The sequence below is a fragment of the Mesorhizobium onobrychidis genome (genome assembly GCF_024707545.1).
Lineage (GTDB): Bacteria > Pseudomonadota > Alphaproteobacteria > Rhizobiales > Rhizobiaceae > Mesorhizobium > Mesorhizobium onobrychidis.
The window spans coordinates 6032757-6057289 of the sequence record NZ_CP062229.1 but is presented as its reverse complement, the minus strand read 5'-3'; the positions used below and the strand labels follow the sequence as shown (position 1 = coordinate 6057289).

General features: G+C 62.4%; 31 protein-coding genes and 1 pseudogene. 31 read left to right on the top strand and 1 reads right to left on the bottom strand.

The window, feature by feature from the left end; genetic code table 11:
- The first annotated feature begins 1 nt into the window (after position 1).
- The 19 genes and pseudogenes from IHQ72_RS29930 to IHQ72_RS29840 all read left to right on the top strand — a co-directional run bounded on the left by IHQ72_RS29930 (position 2) and on the right by IHQ72_RS29840 (position 11888).
- Positions 2-499, top strand: coding sequence for a hypothetical protein (locus IHQ72_RS29930; protein ID WP_258119140.1), 498 nt, complete (start codon positions 2-4; stop codon positions 497-499).
- Positions 500-553: 54 nt separating this feature from the next.
- On the top strand, positions 554-838 hold the full coding sequence (locus IHQ72_RS29925) for a YfdP family phage-associated protein (RefSeq protein ID WP_258119139.1): 285 nt from the start codon (positions 554-556) through the stop codon (positions 836-838).
- Between the two features lie 6 nt (positions 839-844).
- The gene (locus tag IHQ72_RS29920) at positions 845-1714 is read left to right on the top strand and encodes a DUF2303 family protein (RefSeq protein ID WP_258119138.1); all 870 of its coding nucleotides are present in this window, start codon (positions 845-847) and stop codon (positions 1712-1714) included.
- Positions 1715-1819: 105 nt separating this feature from the next.
- Positions 1820-2185: a hypothetical protein gene (locus tag IHQ72_RS29915; protein ID WP_258119137.1), complete on the top strand. Its 366-nt coding sequence runs from the start codon at positions 1820-1822 to the stop codon at positions 2183-2185.
- Complete coding sequence (locus IHQ72_RS29910; RefSeq protein WP_258119136.1) at positions 2185-2916, top strand: sigma-70 family RNA polymerase sigma factor; 732 nt, start codon at positions 2185-2187, stop codon at positions 2914-2916. The genes IHQ72_RS29915 and IHQ72_RS29910 overlap by 1 nt, the downstream gene beginning before the upstream one ends.
- Entirely contained in the window at positions 2916-4007 is a 1092-nt protein-coding gene (locus IHQ72_RS29905) for a DNA-methyltransferase (RefSeq protein WP_258119135.1), read from the top strand. The genes IHQ72_RS29910 and IHQ72_RS29905 overlap by 1 nt, the downstream gene beginning before the upstream one ends.
- Positions 4004-4558 (top strand): GcrA family cell cycle regulator, encoded by a 555-nt coding sequence (locus IHQ72_RS29900; protein WP_258119134.1) that lies wholly within the window; start codon positions 4004-4006, stop codon positions 4556-4558. Before IHQ72_RS29905 ends, IHQ72_RS29900 begins: the two co-directional genes overlap by 4 nt.
- Entirely contained in the window at positions 4555-5469 is a 915-nt protein-coding gene (locus IHQ72_RS29895; RefSeq protein ID WP_258119132.1) for an adenine nucleotide alpha hydrolase family protein, read from the top strand. The genes IHQ72_RS29900 and IHQ72_RS29895 overlap by 4 nt, the downstream gene beginning before the upstream one ends.
- Positions 5466-5675: a hypothetical protein gene (locus tag IHQ72_RS29890; RefSeq protein ID WP_258119130.1), complete on the top strand. Its 210-nt coding sequence runs from the start codon at positions 5466-5468 to the stop codon at positions 5673-5675. Before IHQ72_RS29895 ends, IHQ72_RS29890 begins: the two co-directional genes overlap by 4 nt.
- A 5-nt stretch (positions 5676-5680) precedes the next feature.
- A pseudogene (locus tag IHQ72_RS37240) lies at positions 5681-6160 on the top strand (DNA cytosine methyltransferase); the annotation flags it as partial.
- 106 nt (positions 6161-6266) lie between these two features.
- Positions 6267-6764, top strand: a complete 498-nt coding sequence (locus IHQ72_RS29880; protein ID WP_258119126.1) for a hypothetical protein — start codon at positions 6267-6269, stop codon at positions 6762-6764.
- Positions 6765-6777: 13 nt separating this feature from the next.
- Positions 6778-7623 carry a helix-turn-helix domain-containing protein gene (locus IHQ72_RS29875; RefSeq protein ID WP_258119124.1) on the top strand — a complete coding sequence of 282 codons (846 nt, stop codon included), beginning with the start codon at positions 6778-6780 and terminating at the stop codon, positions 7621-7623.
- Positions 7624-7640: 17 nt separating this feature from the next.
- Positions 7641-8177: a transcription termination/antitermination protein NusG gene (gene nusG / locus IHQ72_RS29870; RefSeq protein WP_258119122.1), complete on the top strand. Its 537-nt coding sequence runs from the start codon at positions 7641-7643 to the stop codon at positions 8175-8177.
- Positions 8177-8392: a hypothetical protein gene (locus IHQ72_RS29865; protein WP_258119120.1), complete on the top strand. Its 216-nt coding sequence runs from the start codon at positions 8177-8179 to the stop codon at positions 8390-8392. Before nusG ends, IHQ72_RS29865 begins: the two co-directional genes overlap by 1 nt.
- Positions 8385-8663 carry a hypothetical protein gene (locus tag IHQ72_RS29860; protein ID WP_258119118.1) on the top strand — a complete coding sequence of 93 codons (279 nt, stop codon included), beginning with the start codon at positions 8385-8387 and terminating at the stop codon, positions 8661-8663. The genes IHQ72_RS29865 and IHQ72_RS29860 overlap by 8 nt, the downstream gene beginning before the upstream one ends.
- A 350-nt stretch (positions 8664-9013) precedes the next feature.
- On the top strand, positions 9014-9328 hold the full coding sequence (locus tag IHQ72_RS29855; protein WP_258119117.1) for a hypothetical protein: 315 nt from the start codon (positions 9014-9016) through the stop codon (positions 9326-9328).
- Between the two features lie 81 nt (positions 9329-9409).
- Positions 9410-9715: a hypothetical protein gene (locus IHQ72_RS29850; RefSeq protein WP_258119116.1), complete on the top strand. Its 306-nt coding sequence runs from the start codon at positions 9410-9412 to the stop codon at positions 9713-9715.
- Between the two features lie 6 nt (positions 9716-9721).
- A complete protein-coding gene (locus IHQ72_RS29845; RefSeq protein WP_258119115.1) occupies positions 9722-10348 on the top strand; it encodes a terminase small subunit in 627 nt (208 codons plus the stop codon).
- Positions 10302-11888 carry a hypothetical protein gene (locus IHQ72_RS29840; protein WP_258119114.1) on the top strand — a complete coding sequence of 529 codons (1587 nt, stop codon included), beginning with the start codon at positions 10302-10304 and terminating at the stop codon, positions 11886-11888. Before IHQ72_RS29845 ends, IHQ72_RS29840 begins: the two co-directional genes overlap by 47 nt.
- Positions 11889-11973: 85 nt before the next feature.
- On the opposite strand, the gene IHQ72_RS29835 is transcribed toward IHQ72_RS29840, so the two are convergent.
- Positions 11974-12744, bottom strand: a complete 771-nt coding sequence (locus tag IHQ72_RS29835; protein ID WP_258119111.1) for a class I SAM-dependent methyltransferase — start codon at positions 12742-12744, stop codon at positions 11974-11976.
- A gap of 116 nt (positions 12745-12860) precedes the next feature.
- On the opposite strand from IHQ72_RS29835, the gene IHQ72_RS29830 reads away from it, so the two are divergent.
- From IHQ72_RS29830 to IHQ72_RS29775, 12 genes are all read left to right on the top strand, one after another.
- A complete protein-coding gene (locus IHQ72_RS29830; protein WP_258119109.1) occupies positions 12861-13082 on the top strand; it encodes a hypothetical protein in 222 nt (73 codons plus the stop codon).
- A 25-nt stretch (positions 13083-13107) separates the two neighbouring features.
- Entirely contained in the window at positions 13108-13470 is a 363-nt protein-coding gene (locus tag IHQ72_RS29825) for a hypothetical protein (protein ID WP_258119108.1), read from the top strand.
- 80 nt (positions 13471-13550) lie between these two features.
- Positions 13551-15200 (top strand): hypothetical protein, encoded by a 1650-nt coding sequence (locus tag IHQ72_RS29820; protein WP_258119107.1) that lies wholly within the window; start codon positions 13551-13553, stop codon positions 15198-15200.
- 87 nt (positions 15201-15287) lie between these two features.
- The gene (locus IHQ72_RS29815) at positions 15288-17213 is read left to right on the top strand and encodes a portal protein (protein WP_258119106.1); all 1926 of its coding nucleotides are present in this window, start codon (positions 15288-15290) and stop codon (positions 17211-17213) included.
- Positions 17214-17232: 19 nt separating this feature from the next.
- Complete coding sequence (locus IHQ72_RS29810) at positions 17233-17766, top strand: hypothetical protein (protein WP_258119104.1); 534 nt, start codon at positions 17233-17235, stop codon at positions 17764-17766.
- Positions 17766-18296 carry a hypothetical protein gene (locus IHQ72_RS29805; RefSeq protein WP_258119102.1) on the top strand — a complete coding sequence of 177 codons (531 nt, stop codon included), beginning with the start codon at positions 17766-17768 and terminating at the stop codon, positions 18294-18296. The genes IHQ72_RS29810 and IHQ72_RS29805 overlap by 1 nt, the downstream gene beginning before the upstream one ends.
- Before the next feature lie 160 nt (positions 18297-18456).
- Entirely contained in the window at positions 18457-19551 is a 1095-nt protein-coding gene (locus IHQ72_RS29800; protein ID WP_258119100.1) for a hypothetical protein, read from the top strand.
- 16 nt (positions 19552-19567) lie between these two features.
- Entirely contained in the window at positions 19568-20680 is a 1113-nt protein-coding gene (locus tag IHQ72_RS29795; protein WP_258119099.1) for a N4-gp56 family major capsid protein, read from the top strand.
- A gap of 70 nt (positions 20681-20750) precedes the next feature.
- Entirely contained in the window at positions 20751-21464 is a 714-nt protein-coding gene (locus IHQ72_RS29790) for a hypothetical protein (RefSeq protein ID WP_258119097.1), read from the top strand.
- A gap of 105 nt (positions 21465-21569) precedes the next feature.
- Complete coding sequence (locus tag IHQ72_RS29785; RefSeq protein WP_258119096.1) at positions 21570-22088, top strand: hypothetical protein; 519 nt, start codon at positions 21570-21572, stop codon at positions 22086-22088.
- A gap of 10 nt (positions 22089-22098) precedes the next feature.
- Positions 22099-22845, top strand: a complete 747-nt coding sequence (locus IHQ72_RS29780) for a phage adaptor protein (protein ID WP_258119094.1) — start codon at positions 22099-22101, stop codon at positions 22843-22845.
- A complete protein-coding gene (locus IHQ72_RS29775) occupies positions 22845-24524 on the top strand; it encodes a hypothetical protein (protein ID WP_258119093.1) in 1680 nt (559 codons plus the stop codon). Before IHQ72_RS29780 ends, IHQ72_RS29775 begins: the two co-directional genes overlap by 1 nt.
- Positions 24525-24533: the final 9 nt, after the last annotated feature.

Here is a 24533-nt window from a genome sequence, read left to right as displayed (position 1 = left end):
TGTGAGCGGCCACACCCTGTCCTGCGGTTGCTTCAAGCGCGATGCATTAATTGAGCGACAGACTGTCGATGGTCTGTCCCGCGATGCCCGCTACTCCATCCTGCAAAATGCGATCGGGCGCTGCTTCGACACAGAGAACCCAAGGTACGCCAACTATGGCGGACGGGGCATAACGGTCTGTGACCGCTGGCGCTTTGGCGAAGCCGGTCGGACCGGTGCCGAATGCTTTTGCGATGACATGGGCGAGCGGCCGACAGCCGGTCATTCGCTGGACCGGGAAGACAACGACGGGCCGTATTCGCCCTCGAACTGCCGGTGGGCGACTAGGACCGAACAGCAGAGGAACACGCGATCCAACGCCGTATTTCTCTACAGCGGCGCGCTGCGGTCCTTGGTCGAAATCTCCGAACTGTGCGGCATCAACTACCAGACACTGGCAACCCGCCTCCGTCGCGGATGGTCCCCGTCACGCGCCTTTTCCACCCCCGCAAATCGATAGGAGGCTACCATTAAATCACTCATCCAGATTATCCGAGAGGCCGACCGCAAGAAGTTGGTCGACGACGCCGAAGACGCGCTCGCCGAGATCCGCAACGCCATCGACCAGCATGGCGGCAGCGGCGAGATCACCATCAAGCTCAAGCTGAAAAAGAAGGGTGATGCCTTCATCTTCGGCTCGGAGCTCAAGTTCTCCGTGCCGCAGCCGCCGCGCGTCGAGAGCATCTTCTTCTTCGACCAGGACGAAAACGAGTTCACGCGCAAGGACCCGCGTCAGCCCGAGATTCCCGTCGTCGTCGAGGCGGACTTCAACAACCGACGCAGAAACCCGCAGGAGTAGGAAAATATGGATTTCGAGACTGACAACGCACAGAACACCGGCGCCATAGCGGCGGCGATCCGCGCCGGCATGGGGCTGGTCACGCCAAGGCAGATCACGCTGCCGGACGGCGGCTTTGGCTTCATTATTCCCGAGGGCTTCGAGCTCGAAAAGGTGGCTCCGCTGCTTCCGCCGCTGACCGGCATCAAGGCGACGCCGCGCATGGACGACGCCGAGAGCTTCGTCAACTACATCAACCGCTACAAGACTGGCGCATCGGTGATCTTCGCCGACCTCAAGACCAACCTGATGACTGCCGTCATCGACTACCATCATGGTTCGACGAGCAACCAGGCAGGCGGCGAGGATGCGGCCAAGGATACGCTCGGCCGGCCCGACTACACCACGCACCGCGTCGCGCATCCGTGCCCGTGGACGATCGAATGGGCGCGCTGGCGGGCCGTCGACGGCCAGAACATCAAGCAGGCCGATCTCGCCGTGCTGCTCGAGGAAATGCTCTACACGATCGCCGCACCCGAAGGCGGCGCGCTGCTCGAGATCGCGGCCGAACTGAAGGTCGAGCGCGAGGTCAAGTTCAAGCAGGGCACCAAGCTTGCCGACGGTACGGTTTCGATCGGCTACGAGGAAACCGACCAGACCTCGACCAAGAACGGCAAGATCACCGTTCCAGACCTGATCACTATCGTCTGCCCGGTGTTTCAGGGCGGCGAGGTCCGGCAGTTCCAGGCACGGCTTCGCTACAAGATCGACCGCGGCGAACTGACCTTCAAGATTGCAATCATGAACCGCCAGATCGGCGAGCAGGCTGCGTTCCAGAGCGTCGTCTCGGCCGTGTCGGACGCCACCGGCCAGCCGGTGTTCTACGGCGCCCCGTGATCGGATCGATCAAAGACATCCTCGCCCGCATGGAAAAGGCGGGCGGGGATCTGGATGGCGAGGCGCGGCGCTTCGTCGAGGGACAATACGGGGACGAAGATGCGGATGATATCGACGAAGGCCGTCGCGTTCACAACGCTCGGTCTTGTGGCGTGGGTCGGCCTGGTCGGGCTGGCCATCGTTTTCGGGACACGGCCAGCGGAACCTCATGAGGCCACGCCGACGGCGGCAGCGCCGCAAGGCTGGACGTATCCATTTTCATGCTGCAGCGGCTACGACTGCCGCGAAGTCAAGGACGCCGCCATCATCGAGGGCGCCCGCGGCTACGAAATCCGCCTCACCGGCGAACTCATCCCGATGACAGACCCGAAGGTCAAGCCCAGCCCTGACGGCAGGTTTCACCACTGCACCCGGGCTGGCGCGGCCGACGGAAAGACCATCTGCCTTTTTGTCCCGCCGAGGGGGTTCTGATGGCCCAGGCCCGCTCAAAACCCTTTCTGACCCGAGAGCAGGAACAGGCGCTCGCCATCCGCTGGCGCGACCATCGCGACGAGGCGGCGCTGCACCAGATCGTCGAGGCGCATCGGCCGCTTGTCCTCAGCATCGCCAAGAAATTCGCCAGATCGCCGGTGCCGAGCGAAGACCTGATTCAGGAAGGCAATATCGGCCTGATGATCGCGGCCAAGAAATTCCAGCCCGAGCGCGGCCTGCGCTTTTCCACCTATGCGCAATGGTGGGTCCGCCACGAAATCACCGACGCCGTCCTTCGCGGCACGACGGCGGTCAAGCCGCCGCTCACCAACAAGACCAGGGCGATGTTCTTTCAAGGCCATCGCATCGTGCATGAACACTCGATCGACGCGACGAACCGCATGAATGACGGCGAAGGCCAGGCTTACGCCAACATCCTGCCGGATACCGCGCCACTGCCCGACGCGGTCACTGAGGCCGCGATCGACGGCGAGCGCCTGTCGGCAAAGCTCGCCGGCGCGGTCGGCAAGCTCAAGGGCCGCGAGAAGGTGATCATCGAAGCCCGCTGGCTGTCCGAGGAAGGCTCGACGCTGGAAACCCTCGCCGGTCTGCTCGGCATCTCCAAGGAGCGCGTGCGCCAGATCGAGAATGTCGCCTTTGGTCGGCTGCGCAGCGTCATGACGGGCACGGCGGCACCATCTCGGCGGCGCTCGGTAGGGGCTGCCGGCTGATGGCGGTACAGATCCTGATAGGCGACGTCTTCGAGCAACTCCGAAAGCTGCCGGACAACAGTTTCGACTGTGTCGTGAACTCCCCTCCTTATTGGGGGCTCCGGGATTATGGGATCGAAGGCCAGATCGGGCTCGAGCCGACGCTCGGCGAGCATCTGGATACGATGGTGCGTGTCTACCGCGAGGTCCGCCGCGTCCTGAAGGCGCATGGCACGCTGTGGATCAACTACGGCGACTGCTACGCGACAACGCCAAACGGGCGCGCCGCGGTCGATGTTGAAAACGACGACCGGACGTTTCGCGACAAGCCGTTCTCGACGATCGGGCCGATCTATGACCCGAAGCACTCAAAGGCGAGGGGCGCGTTCTCTTCAGGTGATCGGCAATCCCATATCGAGAGCGGCGGGCGCATCGTTGCCGGCGGGTTCATGAAGCCAAAGGACCTGTGCATGGTCCCCAACCGCCTGGCGATTGCCCTGCAGGACGATGGTTGGTGGGTCCGTTCGGAGATCATCTGGAACAAGACCAACCCGAAGCCCGAATCGATCGCCGATCGCCCCGCTGCTGTCCATGAAAAGATTTGGCTGCTCACCAAGAGCGAAACCTACTATTTCAACCCGGAAGCGCTGAAAGAGCCCGTCACCGGCGGCGCTCACGCTCGACGGAAGGACGGCCAGTACAAGCCAGCGAAGGGTAGCACTGCCGGTCAGAACCGCGAAGGGACATGGGTGGAAACCTACGTTCCCGAGATGCGCAACGGCCGGAACGTCTGGACCTTCAATATTGAGGGGTTCCGCGAAGCGCACTTCGCCACATTCCCCCGCGAGCTCGCCCGCCGATGCATCGGCGCCGGTGCACCACCGACAGTCTGTGCTTGCTGCGGCGCCGCGCGTGGCTGTGGCCCTATCTGCGACGTCTACGGACGCGCCCCGGCTCAGATCCTCGACCCGTTCGGAGGGTCCGGCACGACAGCTATCGTCGCTGCCAGCTTCGGGCATGACTGCACGCTGATCGAACTAAACCCCGAATACGCAGAGATTGCTCGCCGCAGGATCGGCGGCCTTTCACCAACAGCGGAGCGCGCAGCATGAGCACCGGCATAAGAGGCTACACCGACGCTGAAATCGTCAGTATTGAGGAATGGCTGAAAGAGGGCCTGTCGGCGTTGAAGATCGCCGCCGAGTTCAGCGCCGCGCACGGCAGGGACGTCTCGCGCAACGCGATCATCGGCATCGTCCACCGCAACAAGACGCTGAACAAGATCGGGCTGCCCGGTCCCAAGGCTGGCAGGAAGGGCGGGCGGCCTAAGAAGGCCAAGCCGGAAGGCTGGAAACCATCGCCCTACCAACTTCCAGGCCGCATCCATGCCCAGGCCGTCACCGCCCTCGATACCGAGCAGGCACCCGCCACCTTCGAATACCGATCGCCGCCAACATACCATCCGCGACGCACGGCAGAGCCGCACCTGGTCGGCATGCGCTTCGTCGACTGTCTGTTCGATCGCTGCCGCTGGCCCGTCGACATGAGCCTCAACACCCCGGCAACCAGCCAGTCGCTGGTCTGCGGCATGCCGGTCGGCAAGCTTGAGAGCTACTGCCAATGCCACCAGGCGCGGCTGGTGAAGAACAAGGAAGCCGCATGAACCCTTACTTGATCACCGGCCCGGCGCTGATCTCGTTCTCTGGCGGGCGCACGAGCGCCTTCATGCTGCATGATATCCTGCGGGCACATGGCGGCAAGCTGCCCGGCGACGTCGTCGTCGCCTTTGCCAACACCGGCAAGGAGCGCGAGGAGACGTTGCGCTTCGTCCATGAGTGCGGAAGCCGGTGGGGCGTCAAGATTCATTGGCTTGAGTGGCGCAAGGGCGTGCCAGCCTTCGAGGAAGTCGGGTTCAACAGCGCCTCTAGGGATGGCGAGCCTTTCAAGGCTCTAATCGATTGGAAACAGCGGCTCCCAAACTCGTTTGAGCGCTGGTGCACCGAATTTCTAAAAGTCAGGACGCTCTTCGCCTTCGCCCGCTCGATTGGCTTCAAGGATGGCCACTACGCCGAGGTTATCGGCCTTCGCAACGACGAGGGCCATCGCATCCTGAAGGCTTTGGAAAACGCCAATTTCATCAAAAAGAAAGGTGTCCAAGTCCCGCGTGTACCCCCGCGTCAAGTGGTATTCCCACTGGCAAGGGCCAAGGTGACGAAGCCAGATGTCATGCGGTTCTGGTTGGGCGACAACACGGACCCGCTCAACCTTACCGGCCCGTTGCCACAAGGTTTTGACTTGGGGCTGCGCGACTATGAGGGCAATTGCGACCTCTGCTTCTTGAAAGGCAAGGGCATCCGCAAGCGCATCATTCGCGATGACCCCAGCCGGGCGCAATGGTGGTCCGAAAATGAGAGCCGCCACAGGGGTAAACAGGAACGGGGCTGGTTCGACAAGCGAGACAGTGTCGCAGCCTTGGTCGAGGAGGTCCGTCGTTCTCCCGATATGTTCGATGAGTTCGACCTCGAAGAACACGACGTCGAGTGCGGCCTTCATTGCGCGGCGGAAGCCGCATGAGCGAACCCATCACCTACGCGATCAAGCTCCACTGCATCCGGCAGATGATCGTCGCCAAGAACCAATGGCTCGAGAAGTTCTCGACCGGCCGCGACAAGCGCCCCGACTACGAGGTCGAGGCCAAGCGCCATGAGGTCATCATCCTCCGGACGATCGAGGAAGACTACCGCGTCGCTGTTGATGTCGAAGCGGGGAGGGCGGCTTGAACCATGTGGCTCTACGTCCCGAACGTCTCGACATCCTCTCCATCTGCACCGGCGGCGGCGGACTCGATCTCGGCGTCGGACTGGCAATTCCAGGCGCTCGCAGCGTCGTGCTCGTGGAGAGGGAAGCTTTCGCCTGCGCGCAACTGGTTTCAGCGATGGAAGCGGGACTCCTGCATCAAGCTCCTATTTGGAGCGATGCCAGAACCTTCGACGGCCGGCGCTGGCGTGGATGCGTGGACGGCCTCATTGGCGGCATCCCGTGCCAGGCTCATTCCCTTGCCGGAAAGAAGCGAGGCAGCCTCGACGAGCGCGATCTCTGGTCGCCGGCCCGCCGCATCATCGTCCAGGCACGACCGTGGTTCGTCCTCATCGAAAATGTCGGCGGCATGCTCTCGCCGGGGGATGACGACATCGCTGGCGCCGAAAGGGTATGGCGAGACCTTCGCAAGCTGGGTTTCTCGGTTGAGGGCGGACTGTTCACGGCGGCAGAAGTCGGCGCGAGCCACGAGCGCGAGCGCATCTTCATCCTCGCAGTGGCCGACAGTCGCGGCGAGCGAGCCGCGGCAGGGCTTCCAGCGCCGGCCGGAAGGCATGGCATCCGACCAGAACCAGCAATCGCTTACAACGGCGGCGATGCTCTGGTCGACGCCGCGCGCGACGGACGGCGAGAAGGGCGGGCCGAACCAAAGCTTTCGCAACCACACGGGTCTGCCGCTGCCTTCCCAGGCTCATCAATGGACGACACCACGAGCCATCGAGGGCGAGAAGGGCGGCCAGTGGCAGAACGCCAACAAGCAGCAGACGAAACAGACGTTGACGCTCACGGGGCAGGCGCAGGCTATCTATTCCCCCCTGGCCCAAGTGACAGTGAAAACTGGCAAGCCGCACTCGAAAGAGCGCCGGAGCTTGAACCCGCTTTTCGTCGAGTGGCTGATGGGCTGGCCTCCCGGCTGGACGTTGCTCGCGTGGACCGACTTCGGATGCTCGGCAACGGCGTTGTGCCGCTACAGGCGGCGTATGCGGTTCGCACTCTCGCAACTCGCCTTGCCGGCCGAGGCTCCGCCGGCGCAACTCGCCTTGTTCGGATGATGGAGGACCAGGCATGAGCAGCCGCGCATGGACATGGCGGCACGCGATCACGCAGTCGGACCTTCCGGCTACGACCCGCCATGTCTTGCTGACGCTGTCGTGCTTCATGAACGAAGTCGGCGAGGGCTGCTACCCGACGCAGGATGACCTCGCCAAGGCGACTGGCCTGACCGAGCGGGCGGTCAGAACGCACACAGAAATCGCCGTCGAAAAGGGCTGGCTGAAGCGTCAGGAGCACGGGTTTCGCGGCCAGAAATGGAAAAATTATGAATATTCCGCGCTTTGGCCGGACCCACAAGATGTTGGAAAAGGACCGGAACCACGTTCCGCACCTTCTGACGAAGCACCGGAACCTCATTCCAAAGCACCGGAACCACGTTCCGCCAAGGACCGGAAGGACGTTCCGCCTACCAGTCCAGACTATTCCAATACCACTCCACCAGAGCGCGCGAGCGCGCCGTGGGAGGGGGATTTCAATTTGTTTTGGGAAGAGTGGCCTGTCCTGCTTCGTCCCGACAATCGTCACCACTGCGCCGGCATCTTCCGCAACCTTTCGGAGGAAGCGCGCGCCGCGGCGATCGCCCAGGCTGCGAACTATCGCAAGCTGATGGCCTGCCGCAAGAAGCCGCCGCGCATGGTCACGTATCTGCGCGAGCGGCTGTTCGCCGAGCTCGACGGCTCGCCGGCCTTCGACGACGAGGGAAGGTTCATCATCACCCCCGACCGGCCGGAGTGGTCGGCATGGCTCGGCAACATTCGCTCCCGCTTCGGCGAGCGCGGCGTTCAGTCGATCGTCAAGGGCGGACGTTACCTGGCGCCATCCCGCTGGCCCGATGCGAAGGCACAAGCAGCAGCATGAACAACGAGGAAAAATTCATGAAAGCCCCACACTGGTACGTGATCCGCCCGACGTTTCGCGGCGAGATCCGCTGCGCCGACGAGATGAAGGCGGCAGAGATCGAGTATTTCCTGCCAATGTATGGCCGCTGGACGCTGGTCCGCCACACCAAGGGCCGCCGCAAAGAGGTTCGGCTGCCGTTGCTGCCGGGTTATCTCTTCGGCCGCCTGTCCGGCGACGATTTCACCAAACTGCACGACCGTCGCCACTTCCGTCACTTCGATGCGATCGTGAAGCCGCTCAACGCGCCGCGCCCGGTCTTTGTCGACGACGCGAAGATCGAGCAGCTGCGCGCCGAGTGCGAGGCCGGCAGGTTCGACCAGGGCAAGGCTCGCAGCGGCGAGGGCTATCTGCCCGGCGACCGCATCCTGATCAACGAAGGACCGCTCGCCGGCACATGGGCGACGTTCAAGGACGGCAAGACCAAGCCTGGCTGCGTCCGCGTCATCATCGACCGCATGTTCGGCAAGGACACCGTGACGCGGATCGAGGAAGCCTTCATCGAGGCGGCGTGATGGCAACCGAAGCACCCCAAACCGACAGCGTCGTCGCGGCGGTCCGCGCTGACCTGCTGCGCCGCTCCGAACTCGGAATCGCCAAGTACGGCGTCACCCTCGACCGTACTGATCTCAACCTGCGCGACTGGCTTCAGCACGCCTACGAGGAAACCCTCGATCAGGCCAACTATCTGAAGCGCGCCATCATCGAATTGGAGACGACCAATGGATAACGCCCCATCCCGAGCAATGCCCCGCTACCAGTGCCACAAGAAGGTGAGAGCCTTTAAGATCGCCAGTGTGATCCTCTCTGACGCCGGCATCGTCACCAAGATCATTGCTGTCGGTGACGAGCGTCGTAAGCCCTTGGCGGTTCCGAATGACTGGCACAAGCGCTACGCCGGCACCGACACCGATAAGGGATACTTCGTCTTGTACGATGGCGGATATGCGTCATGGTCTCCGTCGAAAGAGTTCGAGGACGGCTACACGCTCATTGAATAGCCAAACCCTTGCAGCACAACGCAAATCAGTTTAATTCTCCGATCGGGACGACTTGCTGACCAGACCGCAGCCCTTCGGGGCCGAGCGACTAGCGTTTGTCCCCATCGGGGTTGAGCGCGCTCTCCCGGTGGAAGCGAAGCCATTTCAGCATCAGCAGAGCGCCGGCACACTCCCCCGGCCGCGACCACGTCCGTTTCCGGTGTTCGGCGCGTGGATGGCGAAACGCGAAACCGGCGGCACGGTTCGCCAACAGGCGGCCACAAGCCCGACAATTCGCCCGAGTGGGCAACCAGTTCCCGACCGCGTGCGGGTCATACATGCGGAACGCCTCAAACCCCATGGAGACTGCAATGCGAATATCCCGCATGCTTATGCCGTTCGCGTGCCTGGCCACAGCCATCGCGCTTTCGTTCTTCGCTGCCCCGTCCGCGAACTTCGACTATGGCGAGCGCTACAGCGCCGTCTCGTGGCAGGCTCCCGACCTGTCGAGCGTGGTCGTCTACATCGTCGACCATGTCGCCATCGTCGCCGACGCCAGCGCGATCCGAACGCCGACCGACGCTCACAAGGCCGCTTACATCCGCGCCAACAACCCGCTCGCCACATGGCGCACCGCCGCAGACGTGACCTTCAATCACATCGATCCGCACATCGCGGCCGGCTGAACCGTAGTTCGTTGATCCCAAGCCCTCGCCAACCAGGCGGGGGCCTTTTCGCAGCAGCAGCACGCAACAGGAGAAGCACCAATGTTCACAGTCAAGCATGTCCAGAACGCCGGCGTCGGCCAGCCGATCGAGAACCTGTACGAGGGCGACCGCATCACGGTTCACCCCGCCATAGGCAATCTCGGCTCGCTCGAAATCCGCATGGGCGAGGATACCGTCGTCGCGGCCCTGTGGGGCGGTATCGCCTACGTCATGAATTCACACGGCAAGACCGTCGCCGTGCACCATCTGCCGCATCGTGGCAAGGTGAGCCTGCAGCGCGAGCAAACCGAAGACTTCGACCGCAAGACCGACACCAGCGGCGCCCCAGCCTCCATCGTGGTCTGACGCATCGTGTCTGATCTCACTCCAAAGCAGGTCCGGTTCGTCGAGGAATACCTGATCGACCTCAACGCGACGCAGGCCGCCATCAGGGCAGGCTACAGCGCGAAGACGGCGAAATCTCAGGGCCAGCGCCTGTTGACCAATGTTGACGTAGGTGCGGCGCTCGCTGAAGCGCAGCAGAAACGGTCGCTGGTCACCGGCATAACGGCCGAGCGCGTGCTGACCGAACTGGCGAAGATCGGGTTTTCAGACATCCGCAACGTCGTCCGCTGGCGTTCCAACGTCTCAGCGATGGTCGAGGATGAAGAGACGGGCGAGCAGCGGCTTGCCATCACCAATGAGGTCGCGCTGATCAACAGCGACGATCTTACCGACGAAGCGGCCAGTTGCATTTCCGAGATCAGCCAGACCGAAAAGGGCGGGCTCAAGATCAAGCTTCACGACAAGCGCGCGGCGCTGGTCGACATGGGTAAGCACCTCGGGCTGTTCGACGGCGACGGCAAGGTTCCTCCGGCCGTCAACGTCACGATCAACAACATCGATGTGCAGATCACCCAGGTGCGCACCGATTTGACGGAGATCTTCGGCGATGCTCTCCCGCGAGCTTCTTCCGACGACACGCCTCGGGTCAATTGAGTTCTACGGCCGATTCCTCGAGGCCGCAGCACGAAAGTCCGAGTTCCACCTGACGCAGGCGAAGCGCTGGCTGTGCCGGAACGATCTGTTCTACCTGCTCACCGTCGGCTGCAAGCGCAAGGACATCAATCGCGACTGGCTGTTTGCTCGCTGCCGCGAGGTCGAGCGCAACCCCAACGGCAACCTCGATCTGTGGGCCCGTGAGCACTACAAGTCGACGCTGATCACCTTCGGCCTGTCGCTTCAGGATATCCTCGCCAGCCATGGCGACGAGCCCGAGAAACGCTACGGCGGGCGCGAGGTCACGATCGGCATCCTGTCGTTCAACCGGCCGACGGCGAAAGCCTTCCTGCGCCAGATCAAGTTCGAGGCCGAGAACAACGAAGACCTCAAGGCGCTGTTCCCCGATGTGATGTGGGGCAACCCGAAGTTCGACGCGCCGAAATGGTCCGAAGATGACGGCCTGATCTTCATCCGCAAGACCAACCCGAAGGAAGCCACGGTCGAGGCGCACGGCCTGGTCGACGGCCAGCCCACCGGCAAGCACTATTTCATCCGGGTTTACGATGACGTGGTGACGAGGGAATCGGTCGGCACGCCCGACATGATCCTGAAGACGACCGCGGCGTGGGAGCTCTCGGACAACCTTGGCACCGATGGCGGCTGGGTCCGCACGATCGGCACCCGCTACCATCTGTTCGACACCTATGCGGTGATGGTCGAGCGCGGCATACCAGCCCGCACCCATCCGTGCACGTCGGACGGCTCGGAGGATTTCACCAAGGCGGTGCTGCTCTCGTCGACCGCGCTGTCAGACAAGCGCCGGATACAGGGCCCGTACACCTTCGGCGCGCAGATGCTGCTCAACCCGACCGCCGACCGGCAGCAGGGCTTTCGCGAGGAGTGGCTCAAATACTGGCCGGCGACGAGGGCGCACAACCTCAACGTCTACATCCTGGTCGACCCAGCTTCGAAGAAGAAGAAGACCAGCGACTACACCACCATGCTGGTGATTGGGCTGGGCGGCGACGGCAACTTCTACGTCCTCGACATGGTCCGCGATCGCCTCAACCTGACAGAGCGGCAAAAGACGCTGTTCCGCCTGCATCGCCAGTGGCGCCCGCGCAGCGTCGGCTACGAAGAATACGGCCTGCAGGCCGACATCGAGCACCACAAGTCCAAGATGGACGACGAAAACTACCGGTTCGAGATCATCGAGCTTGGCGGCAAGATGGCCAAGGAAGACCGCATCAAGCGCCTGGTGCCGAAGTTCGAGAGCGGCCAGTTCTATCTGCCCGAGAGCGTGGTCAAGACCGACTACGAGGGCAAGGCGGTCAATCTGGTCCGCACCTTCGTGCAGGACGAATACATGGCGTTCCCGGTCTGCGCCCATGACGACATGCTCGATTGCGCGGCGCGGATCCTCGACGAGGATTTTCCGACTTCCTTCCCGATGCCTGACGAAGAGGCCGAGATGCCGAAGTGGATGCAGGACATCGACATGGAAGCCCAAGCCGGCGGCGGCTGGGAAACAGCTTAATCAGGAGATAAGCGGCCTCGATGGCAATCGAACCGAAAAGCTACGACGATATTTTCGGTTCGGCATGGCATGCAAAAGGCAGTTTTCACAGCGCTGGCAAATCTGCCTTAGACGCAACGAAGATCTTCTCGCCACGGGTCAGGGCGTGCTTGTGGACGTAAGGTTCGACCGCCGTGTATTCGCTCAATGCAAACCCGGCATCGGTGATCCGGGCGCGGATGTCTGAACCGAAATAGCGCACATGATCGAACTGCCCATAGTGCAGCGCTCGGTCCTGCGGGCTGGTAATAGCGGGGTTTTCGTAGGTTTCTGGCCACCCCTCGATAACCGGTGTCATGAGGAGCGCAATCCCGCCTGGTGTGAGGATCCGGTGCATCTCCCGGAGCGCCTTCCGGTCGTCAACATGCTCAAGAACATGCGAGCAGATGACCAGATCGAAGGAGTTGTCGGGCAGGTCGATGGCTTCGATGTTCAGCACGATTTCGGCAAGCGAGGCGTACAGATCGGCCGTGACGTATTTCGAAACCAGCGGTTTGAGGAAACTGGTCACCGCGGTCTCGGGGGCGAAGTGCAGCGCGGATTTTGACGCTATCCGGTCTTTGTTCTCATCGAACCACATCTTGAATAGACGATGACGTTCTAGCGAGTTGCATTGCGGACACCGCGCATCGAGCCTGGACGGAAAACCAAAGGCTTTGAAGTTCCCGACGTAGCCGCAGACGTTGCACTCTCGAACACTCGAACGCGTCCGCATCAGCCGTGCAGACAGCAGCGCCTCCCGATAGAGCGATGCATGCTTCTGAAGTGCGGGCGGCATCGCCTTGTAGACGGACAAAAGTAGTTTACGCGCCATCATCACCCTCTTACCTCGTTTGCTCGGACGTTCTCACGCAATTTCCCCCTCGCCACAAGGGGGGCTAATCCGAAACCCACAGCCTGCCTGGAAAAAGCGAAAACCAAGGAGATACGCAAATGCCTATGTCACAGTCGGCCTACGACTCGATCTTCGGTAAGGCATGGCACGTCAAGGGCGACGAGATCGCCAAGCGCCTGGTCTACATCACCAACGCCGGCACGCCGGCCGCAGTGCTCGTGCCCGAGTTCATCGGCCAGTGGTGTTTCGACACCGCCGGCGCCCACTTCTACTTGGCGACCGGTCTGACCAACGCCGACTGGAAGCTGGTCACGATCTAACCCGGCCACACAAGGAGGGCTCGCCATGCTGCGTTCACAAGATCGTCCGTTCGAGGTCGCCAAGGCGTCGGCCGTGATCGCCAGCGGCGGGTCCTTGTCGGCCGCGGTCGACCTTGGCGGGCTCCATGCGATCGGCATCATCATGCCGGCAGCATGGACAGCCGCCGGTCTGACGTTCTCGGTTAGCGTCGACGGCGAGAACTTCGCTGACCTTTATGCACCAGATGGCACCGAGTACGCCCTGGTCGTCGTCGCCGCGCATCATGTCTATCTCGATCTCGGTATCTTCGCCGGCTTCAACTCGATCAAGTTCAGGTCTGGCACCGGCTCTGTGCCTGTCAACCAGGCTGCCGAGCGGACGCTCACGATCGTGTCGCGCTCACTGTGATGAACCGGCGACCGCTTCGGCGACTTCTCGTTGCCAGCCCATTGGTAGGGCTGGGGGGAGGAGGCTATTCGGCTGAGTCTGTGGCCTATTTCGATCGGCTCAACACGCAGCCGACAGCTCCGCGCCAGGCCATCTATGACACGCTCCTTCGTGGCTTGGTTTCGGCCGGTATCTTCGCCAAGCTCGATGCGCTCTACATTCTCAGGACTGCTCGCGCGCAGTGGGCATACGAGAATCTCGTTCAGCCTGCATATCGGCTGACGCCAAACGGCGGCTACACCTTCACTGCGGATGAGGGATGGGCCGGCAATGGTACGACTGGGTATCTGATTACGGACTTAAGGCCCAGCTTCACCAACGGGCGTTTCACACTTAACGACGCCAACTTCTTTGTTTATTCGCGCACCAATGCGACAACCACAGGGGTTGTCATGGGCTCCAGATCGCTGTCCACAGTGGGGCAGACTTTCCTGACGCCGCGAAATGCCGGAAACCTGGCGACATTCCGCATCAACCAAGATGCAAATGGTGTATCAGCAGCTTCGGCTAGCAGCGACGGGCTACTTATGCTGCGTCGATCCGGGTCAACAGCTTACGCATTTGTAAGAAACGGTGTAGTTGTTGGATCTGACACGACGGTCTCGACATCGCTGTCAACTTCAGCGCTAACTATTGGTGCGCTGTATACGAACGGTGTTGCCGCTAGTTTTAATAGCTATCAATTCGCAGCAGCGGGGATAGGTGCATCTCTTACTGATGCTGAGGCTTTGGCGCTTAAAACACTGCTGGACGCGTTTTTTGCGGCTCTTACTGCCGAAGCAGGCGCCGGTGGCTCTGATCCGGTCGTGACGCCATCTTATACAACCTACGTCTATGGCGACAGCCTAACCTCGTCCGCGCTGATAACGCAGTTGACGACGCAACTGTCTAGGCCTGTAACCAGTCGCGGGATCGGCAGCCAGCGATCCAGTCAGATCGCAATGAGGCAGGGCGGCGTCGTCCCGACCGTCACCATCTCCGGCGACCAGATCGTCGCCGGCGCCAACAGCATTACCCATTTCAACGGGACCGCTATCGTTGACACGGCGACAAACCCCAATGCGCCGCAGCTTCTCTCGACCCCGGGCGACAATTCATCCCGCTCAATCAGCGCCTCCATTGCCGGTGTCCTCGGTTCAATAGCGCGTACCGCCTCGGGCGGTCCGCCTTCGACTACCGAAACCTACACCTTCACCCCAACCGCGGACCCTGGCACCGTCGCATGTCCGGCCGGGACCGATGTCATCGTGCAGACCAAAATCGATGCCGCATCGACGCAAGTCATATGGTCGGGTCGCAATAACAAGGGCATAAACAACTGGTCTGTCGTCAGCGACGTGCAGGGCATGGTCGATCTGCTGTCCACGGTGGACAAGCACTATGTCGTCATGAGCATCCTTAACGGAGACTACGCCGACGAACGTGCAGGACAGTCCGAATATATCAACCTCATGGCGTCGAATGCCGAGTTGGAGGCTGCGTTCCCCGGCAGCTATCTCGATGTCAGACGCTACCTGATCGATGATGGACTGACCGATGCCGCGATCACGCCGACGGCGCAAGACCTGATCGACATCGCTGACGATACTGTCCCCGCCTCGCTGCGGGCCGACAACATCCACCTGACGACGGTTGGCTACGAGCTTGTGGCAGATCACGTTGCGGCCTTCATGCTCGCCAAGGGATGGTAGCCCTCCCATGCAGGTAAACAGAACGTTCTCAGGGACGGGGATCAGGGCATCCCTGCTTTATGAACTCAAAGGAACCGACACCTCCGCATGAAATACGGCCCAACCCCGACCGACAAGCTGCCCGAGCAGGATCAGACGAAAGTCATGATCCTCGCCGAACGGCATCAGCGCGCCTCGTGGGCTCACAACAAATGGGCCGAGAGCGCCAAGGTGGCGGTCGACTTCTTCGAAGGCAGGCAGTGGACCGCCAAGGCGCTGGCCGACATGGCGGCACAGAAGCGGCCGGCGCTGACCTTCAACGTCATTGCACCGCTGGTCCGCCTCATTCTCGGCTACCACGCCAACAACAAGACCGACATCACCTTCAGCCCGGGCTCTGATGCGCGATCGAGCGAAGAGATTGCCGAGATCCTGAGCCGGTTGGAAAAGAACGCGGCCATGTCCACCGGCCTGAAGTTCGTCGACGGCGAGGTGTTCCTCGACGGCATCGTCGCTGGCCGAGGCTTCTACAAGACCGTGCTCGACTTCGAAAACAACGACCTGGGCGAGATCAGCACCACAGGGCAGGACCCGTTCGCCACCTACATCGATCCGGACGCCGACACCTACGACCTCAACGATTCGGCCGCCTACATCCAGACCGCGAAAATGGTCTCGATCGATGAGATCGAAGGCACGTTCGGCAAGAAGGTGGCCGGCCTGGTGCGGCCCTTCACGCAAGGCCATACGCCTGTCGCTCCCGTCACGTCCATGATGGTCGGCGACGAGGTTTCGCCGGTGCGCACCTTCGGCCAGCGCGACGAGACCAGCAATGAATGGTGGGACACGTTCTACGGCACGATGGGCGATTTCGTCGACACGTACCGCAAGACGATCAAGATCATCCAGTCCGAGCACCGCGTCACCGAGCAGCGCAACGTCTGCATAGACCTCGAGACGGGCGACAAGAAGGTGCTGCCGGTCGACTGGAACAGGGATCGGATCGAAAAAATCCTCTACTACGGCCAGTCGATCGGCAACCCGCTTATCGTCGAGCGCCGGCAGGTCACCAGGCTGCAATGCACCACGATGGTTGGCGACATGCTGCTGCACGACGCGCCGTCGCCCTACGACACCTATTCGATCGCTGGCTATTTTCCCTATTTTCGCAGGGGTATGACGCGCGGTGCGGTCGAGGACCTGATCGATCCGCAGAAGGAGAAGAACAAGCGCCGCTCGGTCGAGGTCGAGGTCACGTCGAAGCTGTCGAACGGCGGCTGGTCCTATCACGAGAGCAGCCTTGACCCGGTGCAGGAGCGCAAGCTCAAGAATTTCGGCGCCTCGCCGGGCTACATGATGAAGTGGAAAGGCGAGCACGAGCCCAAGCAGATGTCGCCGGCCGCCCCGGCCATGGCGCATGAGCGCCTTGAGCAGAAGGCGCAGGACGATATCCGCACCATCTCGGGCATCAACGAGAGCGCGCTCGGCGAGCTCGACCGCGTCCAGTCGGGCAGGGCGATCGAGGCAAGGCAGCGCCAGGCCGTCATCGCCATCCAGCTCTACATGGACAATTTCACGCGGACCAAGACCATCCTGGGCGGCAAGCACCTGGAATTGTTCCAGAACCACTACACCGAAAAGCGCATGTACCGCGTGCTCGGCGAGGATGGGAAGTTCACGCAGGTCCTCATCAACCAGATGCAGACCGACCCGCTGAGCGGGATCAAGCGCATCCTCAACGACATCACCATCGGCAAGTATTCGGCCGTTGTCGACGAGCAGCCGCTTTCCTCGACCTTCGCCAATGCGCAGTTCGAAGAGATGATGCTGCTTCTTGAAAAGATGGGCCCGGCGATCGGCCCGGCGCTGCCGGCCTTTGCCGACCTGATCGTCGACATGTCGTCGCTGCCGCGCAAGACCGAATGGATCGAGCGTTTCAAGGCCATGCAAGGCCAGATGATGCAACCACCAGGAGCGCCGGGCGCGCCTGGCGCACCGCCGCAACTTCCACCCCCAGCCGGTCCCGCCGGCTAAACCCTGAGAGGAAACTGCAATGTCCCGCAAAGTGCAGATCGTGAATATGGAAGCCGCCGAATCCGAGCGCGACGTCGTCGTCACGACGCATGACGGCCAGACACACACCATCCGGCCAGGCCGCACGCTCGACATTGAGACAGGCGACGTCATCGGCGTTTCTCACCGCGGCCTGAATGTGGAGCAGGAGCCCGAGCCGATCGACGAAGTCTCAGGGCTCAACAGCGACCTTATGGGCGTGGTTGACCCATCGGCCGATGCCAACGACCAGCAGTGGACCGAGGAAGAGGTCGCCGCCATGAAGGCAGCAGGTCCGGGCGCGTTGATCATCAACAAGATCGAGCCTGCCGTTCTCGACCCCGACGGGCAGCCCGCACAGGATGCCGCGCCGCCGGTCCCCGAAGAGGTACGCCCCGTCGAAGACGGCGAGTTTCAGGAGCCGGTAGAGCCCGGCCCGGAAAATCCGGTGGATCCGGTTGAAGAGCCCGTCACCACGGCCGAGAACATGATCGGCGTGGCACCGGAGCCGACCGAGCCCGAGGCGCAGGCGTAATGCACCGCGTTCCCGACGAGCGCCTGATCACGCCGTTCATGCTCCGTCGCTTCGTCCGCGAAGCCGAGCTTGAAGGCGGCCAGGGCCACCACTACGCGCTGATGCAGCGCGACAATGGCGAGTTCATCGACCACAACCCCGGATCGCCCGAACTGGCGCCCGACCAGATGATATTCGGCCGCGATCTGCTCACCCTGCTCAATCGCGAACTGCACTTCGGCGGCGCATGGGTGATCGTCTTTACCCATCCCGTCCCCGGCAATTCGGTCCTGTTGCTCCATGCCGACTATCACCGCATGTGCATCATCTGGGTCGACGCCGACGGGGATCCGCAGTTCACCGTCGAGTGGCAGCACGGCGAGGGCGAGGAGTTCGATTTCGCCGACGTCATGCTGTCCGGTCGCGAGTCCTGGGGCCAGCGCTGCGAAGGCGCATGGCAGACATGGAAAAAGCTGATGGTCGATGTGATCGACCACGGCGAGGGCCAGACCTTCAAGCGTGCGCAGGGGCAGCAGCCTACCGCGCATTAGCCAAGCATTTCGGTCAGTTTAACACCTGGTGTTAAGTTGACCATTCCAAGAGCGCCGCCGGCTTTGACGGGCGTCTTCCGCATGATCCGGCGATACAGGATCGAAGTGCCGCCGACTTCACGGGCGTTTCCGCACCATCACGCGACAGGAGATGACGACAATGGCCGAGCTACTCGGACAGGACCTTATTGCGCCCGCACTCGAGACGGACCCGGCAGCAACGCCAGCCGCGCCAGCACCGGCACCACAGCCGGCGGTGATCGTTTCGGACGATCTCGACGATCTCGAACTCCAAAATGCCAAGGCAGCCGCTCAAGCCGAGGAGGCCAAGCCAGCAGCACCAGCGGAGCCAGGAATCGAAACACCGGCAGCAGCAGCCACGCCGGGCGCACCAGAAAAGCCAAAGGACCAGCAGGAGCAGCAACCCGCCGCCCCGATGATCCCGAAGGCCCGCTTCGACGAGGTCAACAACAAGAACGACGAACTGGCTCGCCAGAACGCGTTCCTTGCTGGACAGGTCGAGGCGCTGAAAGTGAGAGGACCGGCGGCACCGGCTCCGGCGGCAACCCCGCCAGCACCGGCTACGCCTCCGGCAGCAGACCGCCTTATCGCGGTCGGCACGCAGATCGACGCGCTTGCGAAGAAGTACGACGCGGGGGAAATCTCCTACGCCGAACTGAAGACGCAGGAGCGGGCTCTCACCAATCAGGAGCAAGCGATCCGCGAGGAAATCCTTCTCGCCAAGGTCCCACAACAGCAGGCACAGCAGCCGACAGCAACCACGGATCTCTATCTCGACCAGCTCACGGCTGAACTCGAGGCGAAGCACCCGTACCTGGCGGCGATCGAGAGCGACAGCGACTTCGACTACCTCGTTATGAAAGCGAAGGAATCGTTTGCCGCTGAGCGTGTCGAACTGCCGAAAGGACCGATTGGCAGCCTGCGGCTGCGCGAGCGTGTTGCCCTGCTCTCCGACAAGTATGGCCCGATGCTGACGGGCAAGACGCTGGCCGTCCCCGGTGCCACACCGGCAGCGCCAGCACCGGCCACGCCTGCCGCCCCCGGTCTCAGTCCAGACGCTGCGGCTCGGGCAGCCAAGATCGCCATGCAGGGGAACATGCCCCCGAACGTGGCGTCGATGACAGGTTCCGCAGGCGAAGTAATCTCGGAAGCCTCCATCGAAAACATGAGCGACGACGATCTGGCAGCCCTGCCGATCGCCACGCGACACCGCTTCCTCGGCATCACAACCTAGAAATAGGAGGACTTCAATGTCCGCTACTGACTTCGGCGCCCTCACCATCGCTCAGAAACGAGTGTGGGCCGCAGAAACCTGGCAAGCCGGCCGCGACGAGTCGTTCTGGTTTGCCAACGGCTATATCGGCAAGTCCGATTCCGACATGAACTCCGTCATCCAGCGCGTGACGAAGCTCACCGAAACCGAACGTGGCCTGGAATGCGTCATGCAGCTTGTGCAGGACCTTCAGGGCGACGGTGTCGTCGGCGACAACGAACTCGACGGCAACGAAGAGGCGATGATCAACGACGCACAGGTCATCCGCATCGACCAGCTTCGCCACGGCACCAAGTCCAAGGGCGAAATGGCCGAGCAGGCGACCGTCATCCGGTTCCGCGCTCAGTCCAAGGAAAAGCTGGCGTTCTGGCTCTCCGACAAGATGGACGAACTGATGTTCCTCACCTTGTCGGGCCGTGCCTATACGCTGAAGACGAACGGTGCGACCCGCACAGGCTCGCAACTTCCCTCGCTGCGCTTCGGCGCGGACGTGGCGGCTCCCTCGACCAACCGCATTCTCTTCGGCGGTTCGGCGACCAGCGAAGGCTCGATCACCTCGTCTGACAAGATGTCGTGGGCGACCATCGTGCGCGCCAACACCCAGGCGGCTGAAAAGCGTCTTCGCCCGATCCGTTCGGGCGGTCGCAGCTACTATGTGATGGTCCTCCACCCGCGTCAGCGCCGCGACCTGGTGCTCGACCCGACCTACCAGACCATCATGCGCACGGCGGAAAAGCCCGGCGGCGACAACAAGCTGTTCACCGGCGCCATGGCGACGATCGACGGCACCATCATCTATCAGCACAACAAGGTGTTCAACACTTCCGGCCTCGCTTCGGCCTCGAAGTGGGGCGCCGGCGGGCTGATCGATGGTGCTCAGGCGCTCTATCTCGGCGCCCAGGCCGGCGGCATTGCCACGATCGGCAATACCTTCTGGCGTGAAAGCGACAAGACCGACTACGGCAACCGGCCGGGCATCGGTTCGGGCCGCAAGATCGGCATGCTGAAGCCTCAGTTCAAGTCGATCTACGACTCGAACAACCGCGAGGATTTCGGCACGATCGCCATCAAGACCGCCGCCGCAGCGTAAGCCGCACCCGTGATCGCGACCGGGCGGATGATCTGCCCGGTCACCTTCAATCCCTACGGAGAACACGAAAATGCTTCGTCAACTCGAATACCGCATCCAGTTGAAGGATGCGACGACCCTCGAGGCGATCATCACCGCAGGCGGCAAAGCCTTTGTTGCCGTCAATGGCGATGCGCTGAAGGCCACGCTGAAAGACGTCGACGGTGCGGCTCTCGCCAATCCGGTCTCGCTGACGCGCGGCTTCATCAACTTCTTCACCGCCGAAACCGTGCTTCTGGTCGACCTCTATATCCAGGCGCCCGGCGGCCAGTTCATCGTCGTGAAGAACGTAAAACCGTCCGGCCCGAATGAAATCCTCGTCGGGACGGGCCGCAACCAGTGCATGGTGATCCCGTGGGCCGCGGCAGACCTCACCGCCGCGACCGAGACGAGCACCGGCTTCACCGTGCCTTCCGGCCTGATGCTGCCGACGCCCTTCGTCCACGTCACCGCAGTCGACGCCACCGAAGACCTCGACGTCGGCACGCTCTCGACCGACAGCGGCGACGCTGACGGCTATATCGACAGCGTTTCGGTCGCTGCACTCGGCATCGTCAAGGCAAGCCTGCTCGCGTCTGCGGACACGATGGGCGCGCTGTTTTCGGTGCTGGACTCAGCCAACGCAGGCGACGACGCCCCGGAAGGCGACAACACGATGGTCGGCAAGGCCATCACTGTCACCACCTCGGCCGGTTCCGACACCGGCAAGGGCTTCATCTACCTGCCTTACCTTCTGGCCGCGTAGTTTCCTCCTACGCGACCGGATGCGGGGGGCCGGGTGTCCGACGGGACGGATGCCCGGCTACCCGCCGCTTCAATTCCCATGCTCCCCGCAAAAGGAACCAACCAAATGACCACGGAAACCGTGAAGAAGCCGGCCGATGCCGGCATGATGCACGTCATCGACATGACCGCGACGCCGAGCAGCGGTCCGCGCGAGCACGACATGATGGTCGACGGCGTCGTCCGCACCATCAAGTTCGTCCCGGGCAAGCCCTACAAGATGCCGCGCGAGGTCGCCGTAAAATTCCTGAAGAACAGCACGGCCTTCAAGCTGACCGACGCCGACGGCAACGTGCTGGCGTGGCGCGGCGTGCCAAAGCAGCCCGACGAGTTGCAGGCCGGCGAGCGGCTTCGCCTGGCGCCCGACGAGACGGTCGCCAACTACAACGATCTGCACGATGAAGCCCTTTGGCTGCGCGCGGTAAGCTTGCCCGGCGGCGAGAAGGTCACCAAGGAAGGTTCTCGCGAGGACGTGATCGCCTTCATCATCGGGGCGATCGCCGAGCGCAAGAAGCTCAACAGCGTCAACGAGGCCAATCCTGACGAATGGACGCCGCCGGCCGACGCCGAAGAAGACGCGGCATAGGTAGCAACGCATGTCGCGCGTCCTCAAAGCCAAGGAAATCTGCGAGCGCGCTCTTCGCCTGATCGGGAAGTTCCCGACGACGGAGAGCGCTCCCGACGGCGAGGATCTGCGCGAGGCGATGTTCTGGCTCGACCTGATCATGGCGCAAGTCGCAGGCACCACCAGGTTGTTCTTTTTGATCCCGGCGAGCATCACCCTGACGCTTGTCGCGGGCCAGCAAGCCTATCTGCTTTCCGACGAGATCGAGGAGTTCCCCGACAACGGGTTTCAGTTCCCGGTCGCAGCATGGCTGGAAGACGCCGACGGCAACCGCACGCCGCTGACCATCGTGGCGCGCGATACATGGCTGGAAAAGTCAAAGCTCTCGACCACGGGCACGCCTTGCGAGGTCTATATCGACCGGCTGCCCGATCCGACCCTCTACACCTATCCGACGATCGAGGCGACCGACACGGACGTCTACACGATCGTCCTCGATTTCCAGTCCTACGCGCCCAACGTCGCACCGGGCGGCGTCAGCGGCACCAGGCCGGAGGGCACGGTCGAGACGCTGTTCCGGCAGGCTTGGCAGCGCTGGCTGGTCTATAAGCTCGCGGTCGACATCGGCGGCGGCGCCGTCGTCAAACTGCCCGAGCAGAGCCTTGCGCGCTTTGAGCGCGAGGAGCTCAAGGCGTTCTCCGGCCTCGAGGCTTTCGAAAACCGTGAGCACGACACCGAATCCCCGACGACAGAACCCTTTGGAATGGAGGATTGCTGATGCCCGGCCTTCGCAGTTCGATCCCCGATTTCCAATTAGCGAACCCGATCTACATTGGCGCGACGGCGACGTTCTTCGAGGTCGACATCAACGGCATCAAGACGGCGACGCTGGCAACGCTCTATGCCGGCCCGACCGGCTCGACAACCGCGAGAAACCCGCAGACGCTGGACGGCGACGGCAAGTTCGAGGCGCCGGTCTATATCGCCGATGCCGTCATTGCGGAGATCAGCGGCGCGTCGGTCGCGTCGCACGATACCGGCGTCATCCAGGTGCGCGGCACCTATAAGGGCAACTATCTCGCCGGCACGATCTACTCCTCTTCCGACCTGGTGCGCGATAGCCTGACCGGCGACGTCTACGTCGTCACCAACGACTATCTCGCTGTGTCGCTGGCTGCCGACATAACGGCTGAAAACCTCATCATCATGGTCGAGATTTCGCCGATCTCAGCGGTTGCGACCGCTGCGGCCGCCGCCGCTGCCGCCAGTGCCGCCGCAGCCGCGGCCAGCGCTTCCTCGGCTTCCAACGCTGAAATGCCGACCGTCCCGGCCGTTCACAACTATGTCCGCCGCAATGCGGGCAACACCCAATATGAAAACCGCACGCCGCTTCAGATGAACGACGATGCGGCGGTCGTTGCGGCCAATATCTCGTCGGCGCAGGCTACCGACCTTACCGCAATGACCGGGCGCACCGGCAACTTGACCGGCGGCGCCACGATCACATCGTTCGTCACTGGTGCCGCCGGCGTGGAGCGGGAATTGACGCTCACCGGTGCCCCGACCTTCACGCATCACGCTACCGACCTGATCCTGCCAGGCGGCGTGAACATCGTGGGTGGTGCCGGCGACATCATCAGGCTTCGCTCGCTCGGCGCGAACAAGGTCATCTGCACCCATTATCTCCGCGCCAATGGCGGCCTGACCTTCAACACGGTCACCCAACCGACGCTGGTCCTGAAGCAAAGCGCTGCACCAGCACCGACGGTCGAAGGCGACGCGCAATGGGATACCGACGACAACGCGCTGGCAATCGGCGATGGCGCAGCGACGAAGATCATTCCCACGCTGCCGGCGTCCGTCGTGGCCGGCGATCTGTTCTATGCCACCAGCGACAGGGTGCTGGCGCGCATCCCGAAAGGCGCTGCCGGCCAAAGATTGAGAATGAACCCCGGCGCCACAGCGCCTGAGTGGGGCGGCGGCATCGGCGCGGTAGCGGCAGCCACGTCCGGGGTCGCGATCGATTTCACCAGCATTCCCGACGGGACGAGGAGGATCACGGTTTCATGGGCTGATCTCTCCACCTCGGGAACCTCGACGCCGATCATCCAGATCGGCGACTCCGGCGGCATCGAGGCGACCGGCTATCTCGGCACGGCAGGGCACATCACTGGCTCCGACACCACCAACACCGCGGCTAACACCACCGGATTCCGCCTCGCCGGCAGTTCCCACGCCGCAGCGAACGTTCTGCACGGCAGCATGGTCCTCACCCTGATAGATCCTGCCACCTTCACATGGGTCGCCTCGATGCAAGGTAGCCGGTCGGACACGACGATCGTTACCTTTGGCGCGGGCTCGAAATCCCTCAGCGCGGCACTCGATCGCGTCCGCCTGACGACGCTCGGCGGCACCGACACGTTCGACGCCGGCAAAGTCAACATCCTCTACGAATAGGCGAACCCC

What these genes read in the sequence shown, in the direction of transcription:
- IHQ72_RS29920 (WP_258119138.1), top strand. Translation starts at nt 845, where the DNA reads ATGGATTTCGAGACTGACAACGCACAGAACACCGGCGCCATAGCGGCG.
- IHQ72_RS29915 (WP_258119137.1), top strand. Translation starts at nt 1,820, where the DNA reads ATGATATCGACGAAGGCCGTCGCGTTCACAACGCTCGGTCTTGTGGCG.
- IHQ72_RS29910 (WP_258119136.1), top strand. Translation starts at nt 2,185, where the DNA reads ATGGCCCAGGCCCGCTCAAAACCCTTTCTGACCCGAGAGCAGGAACAG.
- IHQ72_RS29905 (WP_258119135.1), top strand. Translation starts at nt 2,916, where the DNA reads ATGGCGGTACAGATCCTGATAGGCGACGTCTTCGAGCAACTCCGAAAG.
- IHQ72_RS29900 (WP_258119134.1), top strand. Translation starts at nt 4,004, where the DNA reads ATGAGCACCGGCATAAGAGGCTACACCGACGCTGAAATCGTCAGTATT.
- IHQ72_RS29895 (WP_258119132.1), top strand. Translation starts at nt 4,555, where the DNA reads ATGAACCCTTACTTGATCACCGGCCCGGCGCTGATCTCGTTCTCTGGC.
- IHQ72_RS29890 (WP_258119130.1), top strand. Translation starts at nt 5,466, where the DNA reads ATGAGCGAACCCATCACCTACGCGATCAAGCTCCACTGCATCCGGCAG.
- IHQ72_RS29880 (WP_258119126.1), top strand. Translation starts at nt 6,267, where the DNA reads ATGGCATCCGACCAGAACCAGCAATCGCTTACAACGGCGGCGATGCTC.
- IHQ72_RS29875 (WP_258119124.1), top strand. Translation starts at nt 6,778, where the DNA reads ATGAGCAGCCGCGCATGGACATGGCGGCACGCGATCACGCAGTCGGAC.
- nusG (WP_258119122.1), top strand. Translation starts at nt 7,641, where the DNA reads ATGAAAGCCCCACACTGGTACGTGATCCGCCCGACGTTTCGCGGCGAG.
- IHQ72_RS29865 (WP_258119120.1), top strand. Translation starts at nt 8,177, where the DNA reads ATGGCAACCGAAGCACCCCAAACCGACAGCGTCGTCGCGGCGGTCCGC.
- IHQ72_RS29860 (WP_258119118.1), top strand. Translation starts at nt 8,385, where the DNA reads ATGGATAACGCCCCATCCCGAGCAATGCCCCGCTACCAGTGCCACAAG.
- IHQ72_RS29855 (WP_258119117.1), top strand. Translation starts at nt 9,014, where the DNA reads ATGCGAATATCCCGCATGCTTATGCCGTTCGCGTGCCTGGCCACAGCC.
- IHQ72_RS29850 (WP_258119116.1), top strand. Translation starts at nt 9,410, where the DNA reads ATGTTCACAGTCAAGCATGTCCAGAACGCCGGCGTCGGCCAGCCGATC.
- IHQ72_RS29840 (WP_258119114.1), top strand. Translation starts at nt 10,302, where the DNA reads ATGCTCTCCCGCGAGCTTCTTCCGACGACACGCCTCGGGTCAATTGAG.
- IHQ72_RS29835 (WP_258119111.1), bottom strand. Translation starts at nt 12,744, where the DNA reads ATGATGGCGCGTAAACTACTTTTGTCCGTCTACAAGGCGATGCCGCCC.
- IHQ72_RS29830 (WP_258119109.1), top strand. Translation starts at nt 12,861, where the DNA reads ATGCCTATGTCACAGTCGGCCTACGACTCGATCTTCGGTAAGGCATGG.
- IHQ72_RS29825 (WP_258119108.1), top strand. Translation starts at nt 13,108, where the DNA reads ATGCTGCGTTCACAAGATCGTCCGTTCGAGGTCGCCAAGGCGTCGGCC.
- IHQ72_RS29815 (WP_258119106.1), top strand. Translation starts at nt 15,288, where the DNA reads ATGAAATACGGCCCAACCCCGACCGACAAGCTGCCCGAGCAGGATCAG.
- IHQ72_RS29810 (WP_258119104.1), top strand. Translation starts at nt 17,233, where the DNA reads ATGTCCCGCAAAGTGCAGATCGTGAATATGGAAGCCGCCGAATCCGAG.
- IHQ72_RS29805 (WP_258119102.1), top strand. Translation starts at nt 17,766, where the DNA reads ATGCACCGCGTTCCCGACGAGCGCCTGATCACGCCGTTCATGCTCCGT.
- IHQ72_RS29800 (WP_258119100.1), top strand. Translation starts at nt 18,457, where the DNA reads ATGGCCGAGCTACTCGGACAGGACCTTATTGCGCCCGCACTCGAGACG.
- IHQ72_RS29795 (WP_258119099.1), top strand. Translation starts at nt 19,568, where the DNA reads ATGTCCGCTACTGACTTCGGCGCCCTCACCATCGCTCAGAAACGAGTG.
- IHQ72_RS29790 (WP_258119097.1), top strand. Translation starts at nt 20,751, where the DNA reads ATGCTTCGTCAACTCGAATACCGCATCCAGTTGAAGGATGCGACGACC.
- IHQ72_RS29785 (WP_258119096.1), top strand. Translation starts at nt 21,570, where the DNA reads ATGACCACGGAAACCGTGAAGAAGCCGGCCGATGCCGGCATGATGCAC.
- IHQ72_RS29780 (WP_258119094.1), top strand. Translation starts at nt 22,099, where the DNA reads ATGTCGCGCGTCCTCAAAGCCAAGGAAATCTGCGAGCGCGCTCTTCGC.
- IHQ72_RS29775 (WP_258119093.1), top strand. Translation starts at nt 22,845, where the DNA reads ATGCCCGGCCTTCGCAGTTCGATCCCCGATTTCCAATTAGCGAACCCG.